Source organism: Pseudomonas sp. Irchel s3h14, assembly GCF_900187425.1.
Taxonomy (GTDB): Bacteria; Pseudomonadota; Gammaproteobacteria; order Pseudomonadales; family Pseudomonadaceae; genus Aquipseudomonas.
The window spans coordinates 458,642-481,181 of record NZ_FYDJ01000002.1 but is presented as its reverse complement, the minus strand read 5'-3'; the positions used below and the strand labels follow the sequence as shown (position 1 = coordinate 481,181).

General features: G+C 53.8%; 23 protein-coding genes, 2 tRNA genes and 2 pseudogenes. 11 read left to right on the top strand and 16 right to left on the bottom strand.

Annotated elements, in window-relative coordinates:
- Positions 1-99: 99 nt before the first annotated feature.
- The 9 genes and pseudogenes from CKW16_RS05795 to CKW16_RS05760 all read left to right on the top strand — a co-directional run bounded on the left by CKW16_RS05795 (position 100) and on the right by CKW16_RS05760 (position 6,313).
- Entirely contained in the window at positions 100-396 is a 297-nt protein-coding gene (locus tag CKW16_RS05795; RefSeq protein ID WP_017478540.1) for a hypothetical protein, read from the top strand.
- The gene (locus CKW16_RS05790) at positions 393-983 is read left to right on the top strand and encodes a hypothetical protein (RefSeq protein ID WP_095127585.1); all 591 of its coding nucleotides are present in this window, start codon (positions 393-395) and stop codon (positions 981-983) included. The genes CKW16_RS05795 and CKW16_RS05790 overlap by 4 nt, the downstream gene beginning before the upstream one ends.
- Positions 980-1,216 (top strand): ABC-three component system middle component 6, encoded by a 237-nt coding sequence (locus tag CKW16_RS05785; RefSeq protein ID WP_045190420.1) that lies wholly within the window; start codon positions 980-982, stop codon positions 1,214-1,216. Before CKW16_RS05790 ends, CKW16_RS05785 begins: the two co-directional genes overlap by 4 nt.
- Complete coding sequence (locus tag CKW16_RS05780) at positions 1,207-2,901, top strand: DUF2326 domain-containing protein (RefSeq protein WP_095127584.1); 1,695 nt, start codon at positions 1,207-1,209, stop codon at positions 2,899-2,901. Before CKW16_RS05785 ends, CKW16_RS05780 begins: the two co-directional genes overlap by 10 nt.
- 151 nt (positions 2,902-3,052) lie before the next feature.
- Positions 3,053-3,193, top strand: a pseudogene (locus tag CKW16_RS32440) (IS5/IS1182 family transposase); the annotation flags it as partial.
- 39 nt (positions 3,194-3,232) lie between these two features.
- Positions 3,233-3,367: pseudogene (locus CKW16_RS32260) on the top strand (IS5/IS1182 family transposase); the annotation flags it as partial.
- Between the two features lie 217 nt (positions 3,368-3,584).
- A complete protein-coding gene (locus CKW16_RS05770; protein WP_095127583.1) occupies positions 3,585-4,289 on the top strand; it encodes a hypothetical protein in 705 nt (234 codons plus the stop codon).
- A 493-nt stretch (positions 4,290-4,782) separates the two neighbouring features.
- A complete protein-coding gene (locus tag CKW16_RS05765) occupies positions 4,783-5,103 on the top strand; it encodes a hypothetical protein (protein ID WP_095127582.1) in 321 nt (106 codons plus the stop codon).
- 190 nt (positions 5,104-5,293) lie between these two features.
- Positions 5,294-6,313 carry a hypothetical protein gene (locus CKW16_RS05760; protein ID WP_141232708.1) on the top strand — a complete coding sequence of 340 codons (1,020 nt, stop codon included), beginning with the start codon at positions 5,294-5,296 and terminating at the stop codon, positions 6,311-6,313.
- 296 nt (positions 6,314-6,609) lie between these two features.
- On the opposite strand, the gene CKW16_RS05755 is transcribed toward CKW16_RS05760, so the two are convergent.
- The 10 genes from CKW16_RS05755 to CKW16_RS05705 all read right to left on the bottom strand — a co-directional run bounded on the left by CKW16_RS05755 (position 6,610) and on the right by CKW16_RS05705 (position 16,212).
- The gene (locus CKW16_RS05755) at positions 6,610-6,885 is read right to left on the bottom strand and encodes a hypothetical protein (RefSeq protein ID WP_095127580.1); all 276 of its coding nucleotides are present in this window, start codon (positions 6,883-6,885) and stop codon (positions 6,610-6,612) included.
- Positions 6,882-7,862 (bottom strand): integrase domain-containing protein, encoded by a 981-nt coding sequence (locus tag CKW16_RS05750; RefSeq protein ID WP_095127579.1) that lies wholly within the window; start codon positions 7,860-7,862, stop codon positions 6,882-6,884. Before CKW16_RS05750 ends, CKW16_RS05755 begins: the two co-directional genes overlap by 4 nt.
- A gap of 906 nt (positions 7,863-8,768) precedes the next feature.
- Positions 8,769-10,097: an integrase arm-type DNA-binding domain-containing protein gene (locus CKW16_RS05740; RefSeq protein WP_024645034.1), complete on the bottom strand. Its 1,329-nt coding sequence runs from the start codon at positions 10,095-10,097 to the stop codon at positions 8,769-8,771.
- 164 nt (positions 10,098-10,261) lie between these two features.
- Positions 10,262-10,337, bottom strand: a tRNA-Thr gene (locus CKW16_RS05735).
- A 129-nt stretch (positions 10,338-10,466) separates the two neighbouring features.
- Positions 10,467-11,708: a nucleoside deaminase gene (locus CKW16_RS05730; RefSeq protein ID WP_095127578.1), complete on the bottom strand. Its 1,242-nt coding sequence runs from the start codon at positions 11,706-11,708 to the stop codon at positions 10,467-10,469.
- 300 nt (positions 11,709-12,008) lie between these two features.
- Positions 12,009-13,238: a methyltransferase gene (locus CKW16_RS05725; RefSeq protein ID WP_095127577.1), complete on the bottom strand. Its 1,230-nt coding sequence runs from the start codon at positions 13,236-13,238 to the stop codon at positions 12,009-12,011.
- Positions 13,219-13,908 (bottom strand): ABC transporter permease, encoded by a 690-nt coding sequence (locus CKW16_RS05720; protein ID WP_095127576.1) that lies wholly within the window; start codon positions 13,906-13,908, stop codon positions 13,219-13,221. Before CKW16_RS05720 ends, CKW16_RS05725 begins: the two co-directional genes overlap by 20 nt.
- Positions 13,908-14,600: an ABC transporter permease gene (locus CKW16_RS05715; RefSeq protein WP_095127575.1), complete on the bottom strand. Its 693-nt coding sequence runs from the start codon at positions 14,598-14,600 to the stop codon at positions 13,908-13,910. The genes CKW16_RS05720 and CKW16_RS05715 overlap by 1 nt, the downstream gene beginning before the upstream one ends.
- A 78-nt stretch (positions 14,601-14,678) precedes the next feature.
- The gene (locus CKW16_RS05710; protein ID WP_095127574.1) at positions 14,679-15,425 is read right to left on the bottom strand and encodes an ABC transporter substrate-binding protein; all 747 of its coding nucleotides are present in this window, start codon (positions 15,423-15,425) and stop codon (positions 14,679-14,681) included.
- Between the two features lie 13 nt (positions 15,426-15,438).
- Positions 15,439-16,212, bottom strand: coding sequence for an ABC transporter ATP-binding protein (locus CKW16_RS05705; RefSeq protein ID WP_007897462.1), 774 nt, complete (start codon positions 16,210-16,212; stop codon positions 15,439-15,441).
- A gap of 563 nt (positions 16,213-16,775) precedes the next feature.
- Between CKW16_RS05705 and gabP the strand changes: the two genes are divergently transcribed.
- Positions 16,776-18,167 carry a GABA permease gene (gene gabP, locus CKW16_RS05700; RefSeq protein ID WP_095127573.1) on the top strand — a complete coding sequence of 464 codons (1,392 nt, stop codon included), beginning with the start codon at positions 16,776-16,778 and terminating at the stop codon, positions 18,165-18,167.
- Between the two features lie 112 nt (positions 18,168-18,279).
- Here gabP and vapB read toward each other — a convergent pair whose 3' ends face one another.
- From vapB to CKW16_RS05675, 5 genes are all read right to left on the bottom strand, one after another.
- The gene (gene vapB / locus CKW16_RS05695; RefSeq protein WP_095127572.1) at positions 18,280-18,486 is read right to left on the bottom strand and encodes a type II toxin-antitoxin system VapB family antitoxin; all 207 of its coding nucleotides are present in this window, start codon (positions 18,484-18,486) and stop codon (positions 18,280-18,282) included.
- 78 nt (positions 18,487-18,564) lie between these two features.
- Positions 18,565-19,017, bottom strand: a complete 453-nt coding sequence (locus CKW16_RS05690; RefSeq protein WP_046045548.1) for a hypothetical protein — start codon at positions 19,015-19,017, stop codon at positions 18,565-18,567.
- Positions 19,018-19,023: 6 nt separating this feature from the next.
- Positions 19,024-19,440, bottom strand: coding sequence for a hypothetical protein (locus tag CKW16_RS05685; RefSeq protein WP_095127571.1), 417 nt, complete (start codon positions 19,438-19,440; stop codon positions 19,024-19,026).
- A gap of 37 nt (positions 19,441-19,477) precedes the next feature.
- A complete protein-coding gene (locus tag CKW16_RS05680) occupies positions 19,478-20,452 on the bottom strand; it encodes an alpha/beta fold hydrolase (RefSeq protein WP_095127570.1) in 975 nt (324 codons plus the stop codon).
- Positions 20,453-20,500: 48 nt separating this feature from the next.
- Positions 20,501-21,580 (bottom strand): YhcG family protein, encoded by a 1,080-nt coding sequence (locus tag CKW16_RS05675; RefSeq protein WP_095127569.1) that lies wholly within the window; start codon positions 21,578-21,580, stop codon positions 20,501-20,503.
- 261 nt (positions 21,581-21,841) lie between these two features.
- On the opposite strand from CKW16_RS05675, the gene CKW16_RS05670 reads away from it, so the two are divergent.
- Positions 21,842-22,294, top strand: coding sequence for a hypothetical protein (locus tag CKW16_RS05670; protein WP_095127568.1), 453 nt, complete (start codon positions 21,842-21,844; stop codon positions 22,292-22,294).
- A gap of 78 nt (positions 22,295-22,372) precedes the next feature.
- On the opposite strand, the gene CKW16_RS05665 is transcribed toward CKW16_RS05670, so the two are convergent.
- Positions 22,373-22,448: transfer RNA gene (locus tag CKW16_RS05665), tRNA-Phe, on the bottom strand.
- Between the last annotated feature and the right edge of the window lie 92 nt (positions 22,449-22,540).

Sequence of the window (22,540 nt, the reverse complement as noted above, 5' to 3'; positions counted from 1 at the left end):
GGTTCGCAGCTCAAGCGCCCTTGTGGATCCAGGCGTGAAATCTGTAATATCACATTACTGGCACTCACTGCCGAGTGACCAACTGCCATGGAGAAAGGAATGTTCGGCTTCCTCAAGGTTATCGTAGGCGCAGGGGGAACATTCGCAGCCCTGGGAGCTGCCATGTTTTACTCGATGTACGCTGGTTGGTTTAAGTCTGAATTGCTCAAGGTCTTGCCAGCCGAATCCATCTACAAGCTGTTTCTATACTCTCTCGGCAGTTGTGTCCTCTGTTTTGTTTTGTTAATTGCTTTGCAAGCTTTCAGCAGAAAGCCGACAATTTCTGCATCGTCAGATAACAACTCCACTACTATCGTATCTACAGGTCGCGGCAATGTGACCGCACATAAGCCATGAGCCTGTTCACACCAAACATTGACGCTCAGGCAACGAACGGTGGTTTAACAGTAGTCAGCACCGGAAGCGGGCCTATCACGGTAGCACCAACCCCCGCTGCTATTTCATCACTGCTTAACCCCCTTTTGTTGAAAATTGTGTCGACTCACACTCCTTATGATGAGATCGCTGACGTCGAGATGGACTACCGTGGGGTCGATGAAAAAATCGAGCACAATAGAGTGTCGGTATATTCAGAAGTCATTGTCGACAATGTAGGCTACATGGAGCTCATTGAAAGTCTTATTTTGACTATCGACGACGAAGAGCCTGGCGCACAAAAAAGGTTTCTTTACGCCATAAATCAGAAGTACAGAACCGCCAGGCGTGAAGTATTTATGCGCCAGACGGTGCGACCAGTTACTGAAGAGCAAAAGCTAAATATAATCCGGATGAACTCCGACGAACTTGTACTGAGAGTCGCCGAGCTCATCGTAGATATCAAAACAGGCTTCCATGGCGCTGCATCTGAGCTTGTTGAATGGGCAAGGCAGCTGATAGTTTGCTATGGCTTCATTCACTGCAAAATACTGGAGCCTCCTCAATGATTATTCAAAATACCAGCTCTCCACTCAAGAGCCTTTACATCGTAGGCGGGCGGGTATTGATGGTTTTGAAATCTAGTGAGTTTGGCACCATGAGCCCCCTGGCACTATTTGAAAGGTATCAGGAAAAATTTGAGCGCGTTTCTTTTGCTTACATTCTGTACGCGCTCGATTGGCTTTACGTCATCGGAAGTGTAGAGCTAACGAAGCAAGGTGATATTTCTTTATGCAGCTGATTAAATTATCTGTATTTGATGGAAGCGAAGAAATACGTACCATCACCTTCAAGGAAGGAATGAACATAATTACCAACCTGGGCGAAACTGGTAACCAGATTGGTAAAAGTACATCGCTTCGCGCACTGGCGTTTTGTTTGGGCGGGAAAGCTGAACCCCTCTGGAAAGACCCAGACAACAACAAAGTCAACGAAAAAGTAAAAAAATTCCTAACCAAAGGCGATCTAAGGTTCGAGCTAATACTAAAGATTTCCTCTATTACTCACAGAATCACTCGAGTTCTCTCAAATAAAGTAGGAGCTCGCGAGACCATCGCAACATCCAGCACTATTGATGGCATTGAGTACAAGACCGCAACCGCCTTCACCCGCGAACTACCACGCCTATTCGGATACACTAGAGAACAGCCGAAGTTCAACTCGATACGTAGCAAATTCTTTAGAATCAACAGACCCACAAGCAACAACACGCTAAAGTATTTAAACGCTTTCACGACCAACAACGAATACGATTTAATCTACGCTTACCTTTTTGATTTTGAATTCATAGACTCCGTTCGTCAAATCAATTTGATTGAAGGAGAAATTCAGATAGAGGAAAGTCGCGTCAAGACACTCCTTGGCGGGGCCGAGTTAGAGTCTCGCCTGGAAGAAATCGAAAAAATCGATTATAAGATTTCTAACTTGCAAGTCAAGGAGGATGAATACGAACTGCTTGACTCTCAAAACTACGCAATTGCAGAACTTCGCGAGTCTCGAAGAAGCGTAGCCGCACTAACATCGCGAATAGTCAATCTGGAAACTAAGCTTTACTACAACAACAAAACGATTGAGCGGTACAGAAATAACTTGGTAGAGGTTAATGTAGGAGAGATTACCGCCCTCTACAACGAAGCGAAATCCCTAGTGCCAAACCTGAGTAAGACACTAGAGGAAACTGTTGAATTCCACAATTCAATAATGAGTCGTAAGGCCGCCTACGTCGAAGAGCTTTCTGCGGATACAGCAGATGAACTTGACTCATTAAGAAGTAGCCTTGCTCAACGGCTAGCCGACGAAAAGTCTATCGTTAAAGACCTTTCGAGGGATAGCCATTTTAGCGGTTTGATTCTGGCTGAGAAACAAATGCAAGACCTGCGTGAAGCTCGAGGACGACTCGCATACGTCACCAGCGAGGTAGAGGCTTCTCGTAAAAGAATTGCAGAATTGAAAAGAATAGTTGAAAACATCAGGCGAACTATCGCCGTGTACTATTCAGATCTACATACAAAGCTGGAAGTTTTCAATGAGGCCTATGCCGATATCACCAAAAGGCTATTCGTTACTCACCACAACGAATTGGTGGTTACAGCCGCGCTAGATGGAAAAGCAGATTTCACAATCGTAAACGAAGAACTAAACACCGGCGATGGTGTTCCACGGGCTGCTGCTATGGCTTTCGACATGGCCTACGTGCACTTCGTCAATAAGTTCAAATCCAAACTTCCTTCATTTACCATTCAAGATTATCTAGAAGTTGTTGACGAGGACAAGCTAATCAAGCTTTTCAGCTTCGCCAACGAGAAGAAAATTCAAACTATCGCAGCCATTTTGAATGACAAACTGGACGGCTTCGACAAACAGTTCTTGAAAGAAAACACCATCCTCGAGCTTACTAAAGAAGAAAAGTTTTTCAAACTTCAGTGAGACCGCACTGGGTAAAGAGCAAGGGGCGCAACAGCGCCCCTCGTACATTCATTGGCTAGTTTCTGTACGTAAACCATCGAAACGCTACAAAGCTCCAGCAATGCCCGATTTTGCGTAGAGTCGCGCGGCACCCAAGGAAAGGAATTCTGTGATGGCAAAACGGTACGAACTCTCGCATGAGGCCTGGACTGTGGTCGCTGATCTCTTCACTTAAATCCATGGCCGGGGGCGGCCCCGCCTGTGCGACCGCCTGATGCTCGATGGCCTGCTCTGGGGGCTCTGCTCGGGCGCTGTCCGCGCTCCCCGAGCCTCATTCGGCGCATCATCGATGCGAATGTTTGGCAAGCTGAAAGAGAACCGCCGGATCGTGACACGCTTCGACAAGCTCGCGAAAAGCTATGCCGCTATGGTCTCGCTAGCTTGTTCCATGCGCTGTTTGGTACATCTCTTTTTGTACAAAGCCTAGATACCTGCGACTGGCTCCTATTGGCCGAACGCTGCCTGTCATAAGGGCTGCATTCGGCCAGAAGCAGCCGGTCAAGACAGGCAACAATCGACTGTGGATTCAACTGATCGACGCAACAGACTGGCTAAATATTTCAGGGACTTATCGCTGTGATGGATATGTTCTTAAACTTTGCATACAATCCGCATACTTAAAGACTGGGATGCTGGAGTTAGTAATGGAAAAAATAATATTAACTGCGCTTTTTTCAGCGCTAGCCGGATTTATTACGGCTGTAATTAGCATTGTCAAGTTGGTAAATGAAAAGGAGCGCAGGACAACTGATTATCGCCAGGCTTGGACCGACTCAGTTAGGAAGGCGTTAGCGGACTTAATTGGTAATATTGATGCTCAGGCGTCCAGAATGGTTGCGAGTGAGGGCGTTAAAGATGAGTTAAATCGAAAGTACGCTTATGATTTAGACGATGAAACGTCGGGAAGCAAGAGGGTGCTTGATCATCTGGATAAAATTTTAGTCGAGCACCGAAAAGTGCTGTACGAAACGAAGCGCGCGATATATGAGAACTACGCACTGGCTCGTCTACATTTTAAGCCGAACGACACTGGCTTTGAACGTGTAGAAAAGAAATTTGAAACCTTAGAGTTGCTTTTAACTAAGCTAAGTAGGACTCCCGCTCACGATGATCGCGAAATTATTCGCGCAGATATTCACGCGGGCGCGAATGAAATAGCTGCTTTTGCTAGGGACTTATTGAAGGAAGAATGGGAGGCCGTTAAGCGAGGAGAGCCGTTCTATCAGTTAACCAAAAAGTGGTCAATTAGGACCTCATTGGCCATGTTGGTTATATTGCTTAGTATTGGCGTTTATGCTGGTATAACGATCTGGAAAGCGAGTGTTATGCCCGTTGGCCCGATGGGGTGACCTCTCCGCGCTCCTGAAGGCAAGTCGTAATCTCATGATGTGAAAACCCAAAACGGGGACAGATTTATTTTTGAATAAAAAATCTGCCCCTTTTTACCAAAATCAGTAGAAATTCCGGTTTTAAAACTGACGGAGTGATCAATAGGGGCGTATACCCAACTTTCAGAAAAGCGAACTATTTGAATCTTACGCCGCAGCGAGTATTGCTAATACTAAGGGATTTCGCCACTGCGAGGATTTGCTTTCATACCTAGCCCCTTACACTTGGTGGCTCCTGCGCACACGGGCGTATAGCAAGGGCACAGAATATGAGATTGATCCATGCTTTAAAGCACAAAAAAACAAGCGCTCTGAAAAGAATTTCGGACATAATTAGAACGCTGTAGTCAACGTTGGTATCCGAGCAAGGCTGATCAAGCGTATAGATTAAACAAATTGGATGCCGTGCACAGATGCCTCGGACCAAAGCGATTATTGATTTTAAGGAATTTATATGGCCAAGAAAATATACGTAGTCTACTTAGAAAGAGGGCGAAGCAATCCTGAGCACCCTACCTTCTATGAAAATGTATTGGGGTTAAAGGCAAAATCACCAGACTTCGGAGGAATTAATAACATGTGTATTCTTAGCCATCACATGGATAAAAAGACGGTGCACATGCTTTGCTCTTCTGGACTAGAAGACAGGCAAGCGGTAACGATTGAGGAAGTAACGAAAAAAACACTTCACCCTGAAAGTGGCATACACAAAATGCATACCGATCTTGTTGAGGGTTATTTCCTACCGCACGATAGCTATCCAAATATCAAATAGATTCGTGAATGCGGCTATGACATCAACTTAGCAGCTCGCCTAAAGTAACTAGCTGCGTAGTAAAATATTAAGGTGGCCCAATAGTTTTTACATGGTCGGACAGTGACTTGCTGATAGTCACTATCAACCAGCAACGGGTCATTTGATAATAGGCCCAACAGTAGATAGCCTAATTTCAAGTCAATCAGATATGACCAGCAATATTTTAGCACAGGAAGTGGTTATGAAAAATTCAAGCACCGAAATATTAGAGCTAACTATCAGTCATCTTGCGAAGATAAAGAAAAAACATACAAGTAAATCCATTCGTTTTCCATTAAGTAAAAAAATCAAGAAAGACGCTACAGAACACTTCTTGATTATTATAGAGCAAGCAGAAAAAATCATCAGCAAACGAGATGATTGTCTGCTCTGCGGATTGCCACACTGGGACAATGACAAGGAGTTTTTAGAAAATTTTTTTGCTGATGACCTAATGCAGTTTTTAACAGAAGAAAAAATTACAATTCCAGGGATAAATTCTCTCGTCTACGCGCAAAATTCAATCCCAGAAAAAGCCGCCTTCAACATCGCTAGATCGAGATTGCTGCCTAGCACATACAGCTCCATAGAGCTTGCCAATCACTCCGTTGCCTATCAAACTTTCTCAATCCCCTTCTTGATTAGGCTCACGATAGAAAACAAACTGAAGAGCATAATAGGTTTTGTTAAAAGCGATATAAAACGCCCTGGAATCCCTGTAATTCGAGATACTCAAGAGTTTCCTGTAACAGGATTAATCCAAGAGCTTAAACACCTAAACTGCTTGGATCTTCCTTGCAGTCTTGAAGACTTACAAGAAATATACAAGTGGTCTTGCCAGTTCTGCCATACCGGAAAAAAGGAGTATCTGTGGCTCCATCTTAAAGCCATCGAAATTCTTTCTCCGCTATTTTCCCATGATGAACATCTAAAATGTCAAATAGAGGTTCAGACATTGTGGGGATGTGGAGTACTTAAACCTGAAATCATGTTAGAAAAACTTATTGATCATAAAGGACCGTGCCTACCTCTCTATTATTTAAATAAAGGATGGAGCATAAAAAAACTTGAAAACGCCCTTAACAATCCAAAAAACAAGTCTATTACACCTTATAAATTCTATCTATCAGAGAGCGCGCTAGACGAACGCTCTGCATTTTATTGCAACAAAAACAAAATTTATATATGAATCTTTGACAGGAGTACTATTCTTATTGGTTTTTGACTAGACTAACTGCCTTGGGTATTACATAGCTTAAGCGATCGCCGCCCCTTGCATCGTCAAAGGTCGGCCAATGCAGACGCTTGATCTGGAGCGAAATGCCTAGTTTCACCAGCGCCATTCAACCGTCAAACCCCGCCAAATATATTTAAAGTTGGAAAGCTAACGCGGCTTAAGTGAGCGACTCACGCCTCACTGCTACTACCTGTGCACGTTTTCTGGCCATACTGAGCGGCCGATTTTGGCCGTTTTCTGACCTTCGTTTAGAGGTTGAACTGCCAGGATTTTCCTAAGCGATGAGTGAGTAATTGCATGGTCAGCAAATAGTAATAGCGCGTCGATTGAGTGTGCTGGTTTAGGTGGTGATTCAAAAACCACGCAAGGTGTTTTCTCTGCCAAGTCCATGGATTGTCGCGTTGCCAGTGCTCAGCGATTGCTGTTTGGATAGCCTTCGCCTGACGCAAGTGGCGTTGGCGCGTGGTATGCGACCCGGTCAGGACGCCCGCCAGGAACAGATCCATATCGAATGCCGTGCTCATGCGCGACCACCAATGTAAGCGGCCACCACGACGATACGGTTGTGCCCCAGCTCATAGCTGATTTGTACTCGGGCTTCCTGATCGAGACGTCGGTCGAGTTGATAGCAATGGCCACCGTTGATGGGGGCGGGATGGTGGGTGATTTGCTCATAGCGTTCGCACGCATAGGCTGCCCGCAATTCGTGGAAGCCTTTGAGGTTGTACTGATGGAGGATGTCCCGTGCAGGACGGACGATTCCCCGTTGGAAATCGAGGTAGGTTTCGTTCGGTGCAAGTAGGTTGCGGCTACCGTCGGGTGAGACCTGTTCGGCGAATTTCAGCGCCTCGCGAATATGATCATCCGCCCTGATCCAGCGAGGTGCCGAGGCACCTGAGCGGCCCCCCTTGGTGCCATCCTGGATGTTGATCTTGCCGTATTGTTCGGCCTCACGTTTTAAGCGCGGAAGGTCGGCCAAAATGGCCTCACGTAAGCGCATGCCGGTGGCTCGCGCTAATTGAGCGATGGCCGCGGCACGCGGCTGCTGGTGTGCGCAAAGCACCTCTACGACCCTCTTCACATGTTCGCGGTCTTGGCCTTGCGGCACCGAACGACGAACACTGGTGCGCCGCATTCCTAGCGCCTTGCTCGGACTCGGTACTTTCACATACTGATCACCGCGAAGCGCTGCCAGGGTCCGATTGACGCTGGACAATCGGTTTTGCGCAGTGGCGATGGCGAGATCGCTGCGCTCAACCAGGTGACGCAGATGCTCCGCGTAATCCAGCAAGGTCTGCCGATCAATCTGCCGTGCATCATTAATTCCCGGGCCATCCTCCGACCGACACCAGCGCACGAACGTCTGCCAACGATCACTGTGTGCTTTGACCGTCCCGTAATGCCCACCGCCAAACAGGTCTTTCAGTGCCTGCGGCCCGGCATAGCTCAATTGCCGGCCATAGCCAAAATTACGCCCCTCCCGTCTACCGACCAATCCCATGACCAAACTCCTCTGTAAGCCACACTTGTAAAACCTTCCCCACGTCATCCCGCCAAGAATGTTGAGTGTTATCAGGGATCAAGGCCCCTGCGACCTGTGAGGGTTGTCCACTAACGCGGGACTTGCGGCTCCTTACGACCGGGAGCTTGGGCATTTCATGATCTGGCCTCCTGAACACTTCCAAGGAAGTGGGCGGGTGGAGGCTGCACTGGCTGACGAGACCGGCGCCGCGAGATCCTGAGTCGGGTGAAGGCAGTGAAGCGATGACAGGGGCATGCCTGACTGTCAGTCAGGTGCAGTCCATTCCTGAGGCTGCGGCACCATCATCTGCATCGCTGTTGCTGGTGACTTTTCGGTGTTTGTCACGCCGATTGTCACGAGGGGGAATGCCGCAAAGCCTTGTACGAGATGGGCTGCAGCAGCGGTACGAGCGCCCGTCTCTTTCCGGGAGAAAGAGACGGGCGCAGGTTGGCGCAATGAAATGGCCAAACGGATAGGTTGCTGCAGGGCAGATATGAAAGGGGGAAGTTGCCGCAGTGGGCACACTGGTAAAAGTAGGCATCCATCACATCGCTGTGACCGTGCGAGCCGCCGGACGCTAATCGCACTTTGGGAGAACCACCACGGTGTGGCGTAGCCTTAAAGGTTCTGGCTACCTGGGTTGCTGTCAACGACAGCGCTTTGCCCGATCTTTTCTACGCCTGTGGATAATTTGGGTCAAGGCTCGAATTTTCGGGAACTCTGCGGCTGTGGATGAAATTATCCACCGGTGGAAATCTATGGTTTTCCACAGACAATTTGCGTGGGCTTTAGATTTTTTAAATGAGGTCCATCCAAGCAGGGCGGCTTTGCAGCCCCGCTTGGATGGACCCGCGTGGAAGGGCGGACTGCGGTGATCTTATTGGCTTACCCACGTTTGGATGCGCCACGGCTATTTTGTAGGGCGGTAATGTTGTCGCCGACCGGGTGAGCGAATTCGTGGGGCGTCACATGCCCATGGCGGTTGGCGTCGATGTAGTTGCTCCACCACGCCATGATCAGCCTGCGCTGCTCGAGGAATTCGGCCTTGTGGATATACGCGGCGCGCACGCGGTTGCGTTCCTTGTGGCTCATTTGTCTTTCGATGGCTGCGTCGGTCCATAACCCGGACTCAAGCAGGGCGCTACAGGCCATGGTCCTGAAGCCGTGGCCGCACACGTCCTTACTGGTGTCATAGCCGACGTTGCGGAGCATGGTGTTCACCGTGTTCTCGGACATGGGCTTCCAGTACTTGTGGTCGCCCGGTAGCACCAACTCTGAAAAGCGACTGAGGCTGCGCAGGCGCTCCAGTATTTCGATGACCTGCGGTGATAGCGGAACCATTTGAATGTCGCCGTTCATCTTGGTCCCGCGTGTGGAGTTGCGTACCCCTTCAATCGGTGCGCGCGTATCGGGGATTTCCCACATGGCGCGTTGGAGGTCGAACTCACTCCATCGAGCGAAGCGCAGTTCGCTGGAGCGGACGAATACATGTAGCGTGAGCAGGACGGCAAGGCGCGTCAGCTCGCGGCCGTTGTAGTTGTCGATACGGTGTAGCAGTTCGGGTAGGCGGTTGAGGGAGAGGGCCGGGCGATGGACTGTGCGCGGCGCGTGAATCGAGCCTGCCAGATCCAGTGCAGGATTCATGGTGATCTGCCGAGCCCTTTTGGCCCCGCGCATGATGGTGGATAAGTAGTTCTGTACCCTTAACGCCACATCCATGGTGCCGCGTTCCTTAATGCGCTGGGTGATCTCTAGCAGGTCGTGGGTATCGAGTTCAGCGATGGGTCGTTGGCCGATTAGCGGGAAGACGTGGGTGCGCAGTCGGCTCATTACGGTTTTCGCGTGGCCTTCGGTCCAGCGGCGGGACATATCAGCGTGCCACTCCAGGGCGACGGTTTCGAAAAGCAGTGCCGCCCGCTGGGCTACGATCTTGGCCTTCTTCTTTTCTTCCATTGGGTCGAGGTTGTCGAGCAGCAACGCCTTGGCTTCGTCTCGCTTACGTCGTGCGACGGAAAGGGTAACTATGGGGTAATTGCCGATGATGAGCGTACCTTCCTTGCCGCTGGGCTTGGTGTACTTCAAGCGCCAGGTCTTCACGCCATTGGGTTTGACGAAAAGGTACATGCCGCCACCGTCGAACAGTTTGTAGGCGCGCTCGCGGGTTTTGGCCGTGCGGCATTGCAGGTCGCTGAGAGGGATCGCGAGACGTGGCATAGGGGTACGCGCTCCTGACCGGAAAATCGCAGTACCCCTAACATACCCTCGGGGAAGGGGGATTTTGTTGGATCCCGACAGAGGGTCCTGGAACGAAAAAACCCGCCAAATGGCGGGTTTTCGGGGCTTCCAGAGCATTCAGTAGAATGCAATGGAGCCTAATGTGGTGCCGGCACCAGGAGTCGAACCCGGGACCTACTGATTACAAGTCAGTTGCTCTACCAACTGAGCTATACCGGCGTGTTGGGCGACGATTATAGCGATTGGGTTGGTTCTGTAAACCCCTGAATTCAGACTATTTTTGCGCAGGCGTCAAGCTGGCCCCGCGGATGCTTCTGCGGGGCCGACCGGTGCAATTGCTTCAGCCCCTTACACGCCGTTTTTGACCGCGTTGATCAGGTCCTGACTCAGCACCTGCGCGGGCGCCACTTGCACGCTTTGCGTGTAGAACGGCGGCAGGTTCTGGGCCAGTGTCGATAACGCTTGGGCGGTGGTGTTGCCGGGCAATAACACATATTGCAGGTTGGACGGATAGCTCTGCGGCACGGGGCCTTCCATGGTCGAGCCGTACGCGCCGAAGGTCATCACGGCCTGCGGGGTGGTGGGATCGGGTGCATAGAGGAAGACGAAGGTGCCGTACTTTGGATGCGTCAGGTATTGCTCGGCCTGGGCGCGAACCGCCGGGTCGGGGTCGTTCATCAGGGTCCAGCGCATGACCGCGTAGTTGCGGGTGGTTTCCATAAACGCTGTACGAATTGGCGACTGGTTCTCGACGCCGCCCAGACACACCAGCAGGTTGCCGAATGGATCGATCAGAGCCACCGAATTGAACACCGTGCTTTGTTGCGCGGTTTTCAGCAGGGGAGGAGCGAGCTCAGCGCCGGGATCACGTGGGTTCGCCGATTGCACAGTCAGTGCGAACGGGCTGAGCGCTGTCAGTGCCTGGCGCACCTTGCTGTTGGCCGGCAGGTTGGCCGGGTTTTGCAGTTGATCCGGCGGCAGACCGCTGTTGTTACTGGCCTCGCGCACGGTGTTGACGCTGGCGGAGAAGATCGAACTACAGAGGAAGTACGCCGCCGAATCGATTGTTTGTCCGCCGAACACCGGACTGTTCGAGCCCTGATAGGCCCGGCTGACAGGCGCCGCAATCGCGTAATAACCCCAGGTGTCCTGCGCCTGTTGGCGGATCTGCGGTGGCAGCGACGGAAAGGTGAACTGACTGTTGTAGTTGATGCCTGCGTAGTCATCGATCGCACTGACGGCGACGTTAAATCCTGCAGTCAGCAGCGAACCGGCGCACATGGCGCATGGGTCCAGGGTGGTGACGACAGTCAACTGATTGGGCGGTGGCAGGTTCAATGGCGCGACGTTTTCGTAGTACCAGTCCACCAACTGTCGCTCGCCGTGGGCGGTCGGGTCATGGGGTAGAAAGTAAGTGGTGCCATTGCCGGGGAAAGGCATCAGCACGTTGTTGTGTAGCGCGGCAATGACCTCGCCCGTTGCGTTGTTGATGATGGCGCCGCCCACCGCGAAGGTTTGCTGCAGTGCAGCATAAATGGCTTGGTTGGCGACGGTATCGACGGCTTCCTGCGCACTGTTCAGTGTGCTCATGTTTTCCCAGCTCCTTGCTGTCCCTGATGCCAGAGAATTCTGGCGCCTTGCAAAGATAGTTGAGGATTTCCAGGTCGTTTATGTTCTTTTGGCTTAACGCTTATGCACAACGCAGACTTGCGGCACTACAGTCAAGAGCGCAATTGTGGATCGGTTCTCAATTTGCTCGCAAATACCTGTTTTTCCGGTTTTTTATTCATGTGTACGAAAAATGAACAGTGGTGTTTAAACCCCGAAACAGGCGTGTTTATTGGATCCACGATAATTCCATCAACAGAGTTATCCACAGGCTGAGCGTATTTAAGGGCGTTCGGCCAAGAGTAGAAAGTTACGGGGTGTGAGCGGAGTTTCGCAGAAGGTGCCGAGGCGAACGGCATAACCTTGCTCGGAGAGGAAAAGTGCCCGATCGAGTACCAGCCAAAGCTCCAACGGGCGTCGGAAAAGACCGCGCAACAGCTCCAGATTGCGCACTTCGGCCAATCGCTGCCAACCGGCGGCTTCGAGTGCTGACCAATCCTGCGAGCCGATTGTGGATAACTCTTTGAGCGAGGCCAAATGATGGCAGTAATCAGCAAAGGATTTATCCAGCCAGGCGCTGGGCAGGGAAGGGGTGGGCAGGTATTCGTCAATGCCGCGCAGTTGCCGCTGGAGCAGGTCGAAGGCCAGGCGTCGGGCCATGGAGGTGTCACGCTGACGTCGGACGCGAGCGCCAGCGGTGACGGTTTCGCTCATCGGTAGCGAAAGATCTTCGAGGGATAGCTGTAGGTCGGAGCGCTTGGCCGACGAGGAAAGCGGCTGATACTCGCTCAGACTGATCCGGTTGTAGCAGCAAGGCGCGATGGCCAGTTGTTTGCAACCAGACGCACTGGCGAGCTGAATCAGCCGCACATGCAGATCACCGCAGGCGTGCAGCGCTACCGGCGTGTGAGCACTATTTAATAAAGAGGCGGCATCCGCAGCGAGTACATCTTGCTCGACATGCAGTGCATGCAATTGATGACGCTGGCTGAGTGCCTGGCCGCTGGCGACCAGCGCCGGGTCGTATTCCAGGCAGGTCAGTTGTTGTCCGGATTGCAGCAGACGTCGACCCAAGTGGCCTTTGCCCGAACACCAGTCCAGCCAATGGCTCGGCGCGACAGCAAACTGCAAACGACTGGCGAAGGCTTCGATCTGCTGCCACTTGCGCCCTGGTACATCGACATTCAACCGATGGTTTGCCGCTTCAAGCGCATGAGCCGGCAATTCATCTACCGCGCTCAACTCAAGGGACATCGCCGCCAATGAGGCAAACGGCTCCGGCGCGTCCAAAAGAGCTGGGTTGTTATGCGCGTTTTCCGCGTCCTCCAGCGATCGCCCGCGTAGCCAGGTCGCCAACTCGGGGTAGGACGCTTCCCAAGGAAGCTGTAGATGAGTAAACGGCCGAGGCTTCCACAGCGCCTGATGCTCGATCAGAAAAGCATCCAGCGCCGCGAAACGGGTGAGTAAGGCCTCGCCCGTCAGCACGCAGGCATCAACGCCCTTGGCAGGCATCGACGCGCAACCAGCGCTCTAGCTGACGGAACGCCTGCACCAGTACAAACGACATCAATAGATAGAACACACCGGCAGTAAAGAACATGTCCACCGTCAGGTAGTTGCGGGCAATGATGGTGCGCGCCATGCCGGTGAGTTCCAGCAGGGTGACGGTGCTCGCCAGAGAACTGGCTTTGAGCATCAGGATCACTTCGTTGCTGTAGGCAGGCAGGCCGATCCGTGCCGCTCGCGGCAGGATGATGTAAAACAGCGCCTTGGCCTTGGACATGCCCAATGCGCGTGCCGCTTCGATCTCACCGGGCGGAATCGCCTGGATCGCGCCGCGCAGGATCTCCGCAATGTAAGCTGCCGTGTGCAACGTCATGGTGGCCGTGGCGCACCAGAACGGACTTCGCAGGTAAGGCCACAGGACGCTGTCGCGCACCACGTCGAACTGCGCCAGGCCGTAATAGACCAGGAACAACTGAACCAACAGTGGTGTGCCGCGAAAGAAAAAGATGTAGGCGTAGGGAAACGCGCGAACGTACCAAAGCTTGGACGAGCGCGCGATGCCCAATGGGATGGCCAGCAGCAGGCCGAGAATCACGGCGATGCCCACCAGCTCCAGCGTCAGGGTGGCGCCCTGGATGAACTTCGGCAGCCATTTGTAGATGACTTCCCATTCCATTACGTCGTCCTCACAAAGCCGCGGGCAGCGCGTTGTTCCAGAAAATGCATGCCAACCATGGCCAGTATTGTCAGGCCCAGATACATGAAGGCCGCGACCATGAAGAACGTAAATGGATGCTTGGCAAAGGTCACGGCGTTCTGTGCGTGACGCATGATTTCTTCCAGGCCGATCACGGACACCAGTGCCGTGTCTTTCATCAGGACCATGAACAGGTTGCCCAGGCCCGGCAGGGCGATGCGCCACATCTGCGGCATGATCAATCGGGTGAAAATACGGAATTTCGACAGGCCCAACGCCACACCCGCTTCACGGTGACCTTTAGGGATAGCCAAAATCGCACCACGAAACACCTCCGTGGCGTAGGCGCCGAAGCACAGCCCCAGTGCAATCACGCCAGCGGCGAAGGCATTGAGTTCGAGGTCGGGGTTGCCGAAAAACTCGCCCAGGGCACGCATCAAGTTGACCGTGCCGAAGTAGATCAACAGCACCCAGAGCAATTCAGGGATGCCGCGAACCAGTGTTGAATAAGTGCCGCCAAGCCATTGCAACGGCTTGTACGGGGAAGTCTTGGCCAAGGCGCCGAGCAGACCGAGCACCAGCCCCAGGCACAAGGCCGAGAGTGCCAGTTTCACAGTCATCAGCGCGCCAGCGGCGAGCGCCGGGCCGAATCCGTAGAGATCGATAGTCATGGATTTCTTTTCAAATTGCGGCAGGCAATGCCAGGGACTGACGCCGTCAAAGGACGGCGCCGGCCCGGCAGGTCAGAATCAATAGATGCTGAACGGGAAGTACTTGTCGTTGATCTTTTTGTAGGTGCCATCAGCGACGATTTCTTTCAGTGCGGTGTTCAGCTTCGTACGAATCTCATCGCCTTTACGTACAGCGATACCGATCTTGTCGCTTTCTTCCACCGGGTCGCCTTTGAACTCATAAGAACGGCCGGCGTCGCTTTTCAGCCACTCGTAGTTGACGTACTTGTCCGCGAGGATGCCGTCCAGACGACCGGAGGTCAGGTCGAGGTAGGCGTTCTCCTGGGTGTCGTAGAGTTTGATTTCAACGCCTTCCATGTTGTCTTCCAGCCAGGTGCCGGCGAGGGTCGCACGTTGTGCACCGATCACTTTGCCTTGCAGGGAAGCCTTGTCGGTTTTGAAGTCGACGTCTTTCTTGGCGATGAATTGCAGCTTGTTGGAGTAGTACGGGTCGGTGAAGTCCACCGCTTGCTTGCGCTCGTCGGTGATCGACATCGAGGAAATCAGGAAGTCGAATTTCTTGGCGTTCAGGGCCGGAATGATGCCGTCCCAGTCGGACGTGACCACGGTGCATTCGACTTTCATCTTGGCGCACAGGGCGTCACCGATTTCTTTGTCGAAGCCGACGACATTGCCACTGGCATCTTTGTTGTTGAACGGCGGGTAGGCCGCTTCGATGCCCATCTTCAAGGTCTCGGCGGCGGCACCGGCGCTGAAGGCCAGGGTGACGGCAGCAGCCAGGAAGATTTTTTTGTAGTTCTGCATGCGGGTAGCTCCGTTAGCGGTTGCTGGACATGAATTGTTTGCAGCGCGCCGAAAGCGGGTTTTCGAACACCTGCTGTGGCGATCCTTGCTCTTCTACCAGGCCCTGGTGGAGGAACACCACCTCGCTGGAAACCTGACGGGCGAAGCCCATTTCATGGGTGACCAGCAGCATGGTGCGGCCTTCTTCGGCCAGTGCGCGGATGACATTAAGTACTTCCTGGACCATTTCCGGGTCAAGGGCGGAGGTCGGCTCGTCGAACAGGATCACCTTGGGCTGCATTGCCAACGTGCGGGCAATGGCCGCGCGTTGTTGCTGACCGCCGGAGAGTTGCGCCGGGTAGGCGTGACGCTTGTCAGCGATGCCGACCTTGGCCAGCAAGGCTTCGGCGACTTCGATGGCTTCGGCCTTGCTCTGGCCGAGCACCCGGCGCGGGGCTTCGATGATGTTGTCGAGCACGCTCATGTGCGGCCAGAGATTAAAGTTTTGAAATACAAAACCGATCTCGCTGCGCAGGCGATTGATCTGCTTGCCGTCGGCTGCGACCAGTTCGCCGTTCTTGGCGGCTTTGAGCTTGAGTTCTTCGCCGGCCACCAGGATCTGGCCCTGATGCGGGTTTTCCAACAGGTTGATGCAACGAAGGAAGGTGGACTTGCCGGAACCGGAAGAACCCAGGATCGAGATCACGTCGCCGTCGCGGGCGGTCAGCGAGATGCCTTTGAGCACCTCAAGCTGTCCGTAGCGTTTGTGCAAGTTGCGGATTTCAAGCGCGGGCGTGGCCTCAGCCATGTGCGTTCCTCATAAGTATTTCGCTCCTGCTGTTGGCGGCCTTCCTGGCGAGGCGGCCAAGCTAGCATAGCGTCTGAATGGCAGCCAACAGCGCTACGGGCGGTAAACGGGTGACCTGTGGCAGGTTGTCGCATCGGTACAGCAGACTGTCGCGCTGCTATCAACCGAACAGCCGTTTGAACCTGCTTTTAAATACAAAACAGCCGCGGGTCCCGTAAAAAAGGGCGCGATGTTGCCAGCTTTGGCGGGGTGTTGGAAGCGCTAACCGGCCAAACGTTCCTGATCCGCACTTTTATTGTGCATCGCTATATTTTTGGGTGTGTTTCTGGTGCGCCGCTTCGTTCTTAAAGTGGGTCGCAGGGTAACGCTCTGGCGAATTGCCATTAATCTCAATGACTTGCGATGACTGTCCGGTCCGGCGGAGAGCCCCATGCCTGGGCGTTCTGTAACATTTTGGCGCAATTATTGCGTGCAGAATACGGAACGCCCCGTTGGTTTCTTTTTACGAGAAGGATCGCCACGCCGGGTGGACGTAATCGCTTTTCCTTACAAAGGTAGTTTCAATGAGCAGTACCCCAAGCTCCAATGGCCTCGAACAGGGGCTCAAACCGCGTCATGTGACCATGCTGTCGATTGCCGGGGTAATCGGCGCCGGCTTGTTCGTCGGCTCGGGTCATGCCATCGCCGCCGCAGGCCCGGCCGTGCTGTTGGCCTACGCCGCCGCCGGTATGCTGGTGGTGCTGGTGATGCGCATGCTCGGCGAAATGGCCGTGGCTTCGCCAGACACAGGCTCCTTCTCGACGTATGCCGATCGCGCGATCGGTCACTGGGCCGGTTTCACCATCGGCTGGCTCTACTGGTGGTTCTGGGTGTTGGTGATTCCGCTGGAAGCCAACGCCGCCGCGACTATCCTGCATGCCTGGTTCCCCAACGTGGCCATCTGGGCCTTCACCTTGGTCATCACCTTGCTGCTGACGGTGACGAACCTGTTCAGCGTGAAGAACTACGGTGAATTCGAATTCTGGTTCGCCCTGGTCAAAGTCATCGCGATCATCGGTTTCATTGGCCTTGGCATTCTGGCGATCTTCGGCTTCCTGCCGACCAGCCAGGTCAGCGGCGTTTCGCACCTGTTCGACACCCAAGGCTTCCTGCCAAACGGCATGGGCGCAGTGTTGGGCGCGATCCTGACCACCATGTTTTCCTTCATGGGCACCGAGATCGTGACCATTGCGGCCGCGGAATCGAAGAACCCTGGCCAGCAAATCTCCAAGGCCACCAACTCAGTGATCTGGCGGATTGGCTTGTTCTACCTCGTATCGATCTTCATCGTTGTGGCCCTGGTGCCTTGGAACGACCCGGTGTTGGCAGCCGTCGGCTCCTACCAGACTGTGCTTGAGCGCATGGGCATCCCGAATGCCAAGCTGATCGTCGACATCGTGGTGCTGGTTGCTGTGACCAGCTGCCTGAACTCGGCGCTCTACACTGCATCGCGCATGATGTTCTCCCTGGGCAAGCGCGGTGATGCACCAGCCGTTTCCCAGCGCACCAACAAGAGCGGCACGCCGTACTGGGCCGTCATGTTGTCCACCGGCGCTGCGTTCATCGCGGTTTTCGCCAACTACGTGGCCCCGGCCGCCGTGTTCGAATTCCTGCTGGCCAGCTCCGGCGCTATCGCGCTGCTGGTGTACCTGGTGATCGCCATCTCGCAATTGCGTATGCGCAAGCAGCGTATGGCACGCGGTGAAAAAATCGCTTTCAGCATGTGGCTGTTCCCGACCCTGACCTATGCGGTGATCATATTCATCGTTGCGGCCCTGACGATCATGCTGTTCCAGGAAGCGCATCGCGTTGAGATCCTCGCGACCGGTCTGCTGAGTTTGCTGGTGGTGGCTGCCGGTTTGTTTGTGGCTCGTCGTCGCAAGCTGCAGAAGATGGGTGCGGTGGTGCTGAACTGATTCGTACCGCATAACGCAAAACGGCCGCTGTCAGTGATGACAAGCGGCCGTTTTTGTTTAGGCTACGCACAGTTCAATTCGGTTGACCGGTTCTTCTAAGCTTGGTCGTTAATCAGGGTTGTTCCCGGTTTGTCATGAAGTCATCACTGACGTCATCGCCGTCGAACCAATTGTCCCAATCTTCTCCTGCGGGCGTGATGATGCGAGACCTACCGATGGAGACAACATCGACTTGTTTCACATTGTTCGGCATTACTACGGCCTTGGGCAGATAGATGATCTGGCTTCCATTGCTGATGAGTAGGGTGGTCTTCTCCATCGAGGTCTCCTGCGATTTTCAATGAAAACGGCCGCTGTCACTGATGACTAGCGGCCGTTTTTTTCTACTCGAAGGCGCTTATTCAGCCTTTTCTTCCTGCGCATCCAGCGACTCGCGATAGCTGTCGAGCGCCGTGCCGAAGTCAGTGATGAACTGCGGATCTGTCAGCCAGGCCTGGGCGGTGTCGCGGTCCATGCCGTCGGCCCACATGCGGTAATCGATCAGCATGTCGGCAGCCAGGTGAGTGGCGGCCATGGCTTCGTTGTCGGCGTTCTCCATGTCCAGCAGTTCTGGATGGTCGCTGATGATTCCGGCGAGGTTCGATAGCAAGGTCAGCAGCATGTCGTTGCGGCTGGTGGCTTCCGCGTCACGCATTTTGCTGAACATTGCCAGGGTGTATTCCGGGATCGGCTCGCCGATTTCCCCCAGATCATCGTCCAGTGCGGCGGGTTTTCTGCCGTGGATGTTGATTTGCTTGGCTTTGATCTTGGCGCGTTTGGCGCGTTTCTGTTGCTTGTTCAGGGAGGCCATGGGAACTCAGTTCGGTTTCTGTTGGTTTTGGGTCGCGATAGCTTCGGAAGCCGCCACGTAATCAATCTGGAAGGCCGGGGATTCGATCCAGGCCAGGGCACTGGCTTCGTCCGCTTCGGTGGACCATTGGCGGTACTCAATCAGCGCAGCGATGATGAAGTCTGTCGCTGTTTCTTCGCCTTCCTGCTCCAGCACTAGCGCGAGCAGCGGGTGTTCAAGAAACGCCGCGCACATAGCTTGTTGACTGATCTTTTGCGCGTCGATCATTTCTTTGAACAGCTCGGTCAGGTCCACCGATTCGAAGTCGATACGGTCGTCGTTCGGGTCCAGCTCGACCGGTGCGGCGGCCCGTTGGGTGCGGTTCTGCTTGGCCTTGGCTTTGGCGCGTGTGGCGCGTTTTTGCTGCTTGTTGGCGGAGGCCATGGGCGTCGTTCCGTATTTCGTTGAGTGGGCAAGTCAATCAGCTGCGTGGTACTAGCCGCCCGGGTGTGTCGGGGGTCAGTTCGCCGGTCTGCAGCCAGGACAGTGCAATGGGCCATAGTGTGGCTTGGTATGCGCTACGAAAAAAGGCGAAATGTCCGACTTCTTGTTCGCCGATGTCTTCGGGGGCGATTCGCAGGTGGCTGTTCGTTGCTCCGGTGAAGTAACCGAGCAGGCGTTCGATAGCTGGAATCGTGCCGTAAGGATCGTCGCTGATGCTGATGGCCAGGTTTTGTGCGGTGACGGATGAGAAGGGCAGTCGCCCGGATTTTGCGTGAAGGTCGCGACCGCTGGGGCGTTTCTCGTAGTGCGCAGTAGGCATGCTCCAGTCGCGAACCACACCGGCGGGGGTGTCCTCTAGCCAGCCGAGACGTTTGCCGGGGAAGTAGCCGCAAAGCCATGTCATCAACGGCATCACCAGATGCCACTTGCCGAACATCCGCCAGCGATGGGCGGGCGCATAATCGCGCCAGTAAGCGAATTGTGCACCGACGGTCACCAGACGTCGAATCATATGCCCGGAAGCTCCCAGGCCCGCTGCACAGCCTCCAAAGCTGTGGCCTACAACATCGATGGGTTGTCCGGGGAATTCACGCTGAGCGCGCTTGAGCATCGCCTCAAAGTCCAGCGCGCCCCAATCTGACCATGAAGCCCGAAGCCCTTTCAGCGATGTGGGTCGCGATTCGCCGATGCCACGGTAGTCGTAAGTGATCACGTCGAAGCCGTTGGCGTACAGGTAATCGGCGAAGCGTGAGTAGTGGCGACAGCGGACCGATGTTGCGGCGTTGATGATCACCACAGGACGGATCGAGTCTTGATTCGCATGCCGCCAGGTGAAGCCGCCAAGGATGAAACCGTCGGCGGCGGGTTCCTTGAAAGAGTCACCAGGTGTGCCGGTGGGCAACGGCAATTCAAGTTGCGTCGGGGCCAGTGAGGGCATGTCCTGCAAATTCATCGGCTTTGAACCTTTGCGGTTAGCCAGTCACCATAGTCTTCACGCCGTTTATGAACAATCCACCCGTGCTTGTCGGGGCCTTTGCTTGAGTAACCGCTCCTCAAGCACCGCCCATTCCCGATCCAGTTCTGTGCGAAGTTCCTCCTCGCTCGGCAGTACCAGTCTGTAGGTGCTGGCGAACAGTTGTTCGTTACCTTGCAGCACTGAATAGCGCACCACCGATTCATCTTTTTGCGCGCAGAGAATAAGGCCGACAGTGGGGCCATCCTCCGGTCCACGCTTGAGGTCGTCGTACATGCGCACGTACATGTCCATCTGGCCGACATCCTGGTGGGTCAGTACGCCGCGCTTGAGGTCGAAGATGACGAAGCACTTGAGCAGGTAGTTGTAGAACACCAGATCGATGTAGAAATCTTTGCTCTCGGTACTGATGCGTTGCTGGCGAGCGATGAAGGCGAAGCCTTTGCCCAATTCGAGCAGGAAGCCCTGGAGTTGATTGATCAATGCTTGTTCAAGTTCACTTTCCTGGATCAAGCCCGCATTGGGCAGGCCGAGAAACTCCAGTAGCACTGGGTCCCGGATGAAATCCCGAGGGCTGGCGTTCATTTGCTGGATGTTGGTGGCGGCTTCCTGTTTGACGGCAGCCCGGTCGCGGCTCGCCAGCAAGCGTTCGTAATAGAGGGTATTGATCTGGCGCTCGAGGGCGCGACTTGACCAGTTCTGCAGGGCTGATTCGTTCATGTACCAGTGGCGAGCGTTGTCGTTGTCGACTCGTAGCAGTCTGCGGTAGTGGGTCCAGCTCAATTCGTGACGCAGTGCGTCACACATTGGGAATGCTTGGTAAAACAGGCGCATATAGCGAAGGTTGGAAGCGTCGAAACCTTTCCCAAACTGCTCCGTCAGTACTTTCGCCAGCGTCAACAGCAACTGCTTGCCATAACCCGCCCGGCGAGCCCCCTCCTGCTCGAACTCCACTATATGCCGTCCGATCTGCCAGCAGGTTTGCACCTGGACGGTATCGACCGCACGTAGCACCTTCTGCCGCGCCTGACGGATCAATTCGCCAAGATTGCCAAGCAGTGAGGTGAGTTGCGGGTCTTGGGTGTTATCGGGTTTGAGTGCGCTCATGAAGTCTTCCGCGGCTGGATGAACAGGCAGAAGAGGATTGCAGGTGTGGGTCAGTCAGCGATGCCGGGCGCGGCTGGTAAACCGGAAGGAAAGTCCGACTGGTTTTGCGGGATCACGCCGACGGCAATCCATGCTTTAGGAATACAACGTGTAGTCCGATTCGCAGTGAGCCCAAGTACTAATCAATCTAAAACTTGAGCATTCAGCGAGAAATCTAAAAGGAGTAACGATTGGGTTCTATAGAACCCGGGAGTCGCCATCATGAGATGCATCCATTCACTCGTATTGCCACTTGCTGCCATCGGTGCGTTGATGTTCCCGGCCGTCCTGCCGCATGGCGCCAGCCTCGATCCTATCGACAGCACAGGTGTGCAAGTTCAGCCGCAGCAACAAAACGGGATTTCTTACCTGTCCGGTGGTATCGGCGAGGATGAGGCAAAAGCCATTCAGCAGGCCAAGGGCTACAACTTGCACATGACTTTCTCTATCGGGGTTGAAAACAAATACATTCCCGATGTGGATGTAGTCATTCAGAAGGCCGAAGGGCAGACGGTACTGACGCTGAGTCAGGCTGGCCCCTTGGTATATGTTCAGCTACCTCCCGGCAAGTACACCGTGGTGGCGACGCGTAATGGCGAGGCGAAGCATGACACTGCGGATGTGGGCAGCGGCACCGCTCGCAACCTGGTCTTCCACTGGGGTGGTGAGAACTAGCGACGACTGCGTAACGTCATCAACTAAATCGCAGGCATAAAAAAACCCTGAATCTTGCGATTCAGGGTTTTCGGTATTTGGTGCCCAGAGACGGAATCGAACCGCCGACACGGGGATTTTCAATCCCCTGCTCTACCGACTGAGCTATCTGGGCAACGGGGCGCATTAAACTGGTTTTTCAGGGGGTCGTCAAGAAAGTTTTCAAAAAAATTTTAATTATTACCGTCGCTTACGTTCCGACCCTCG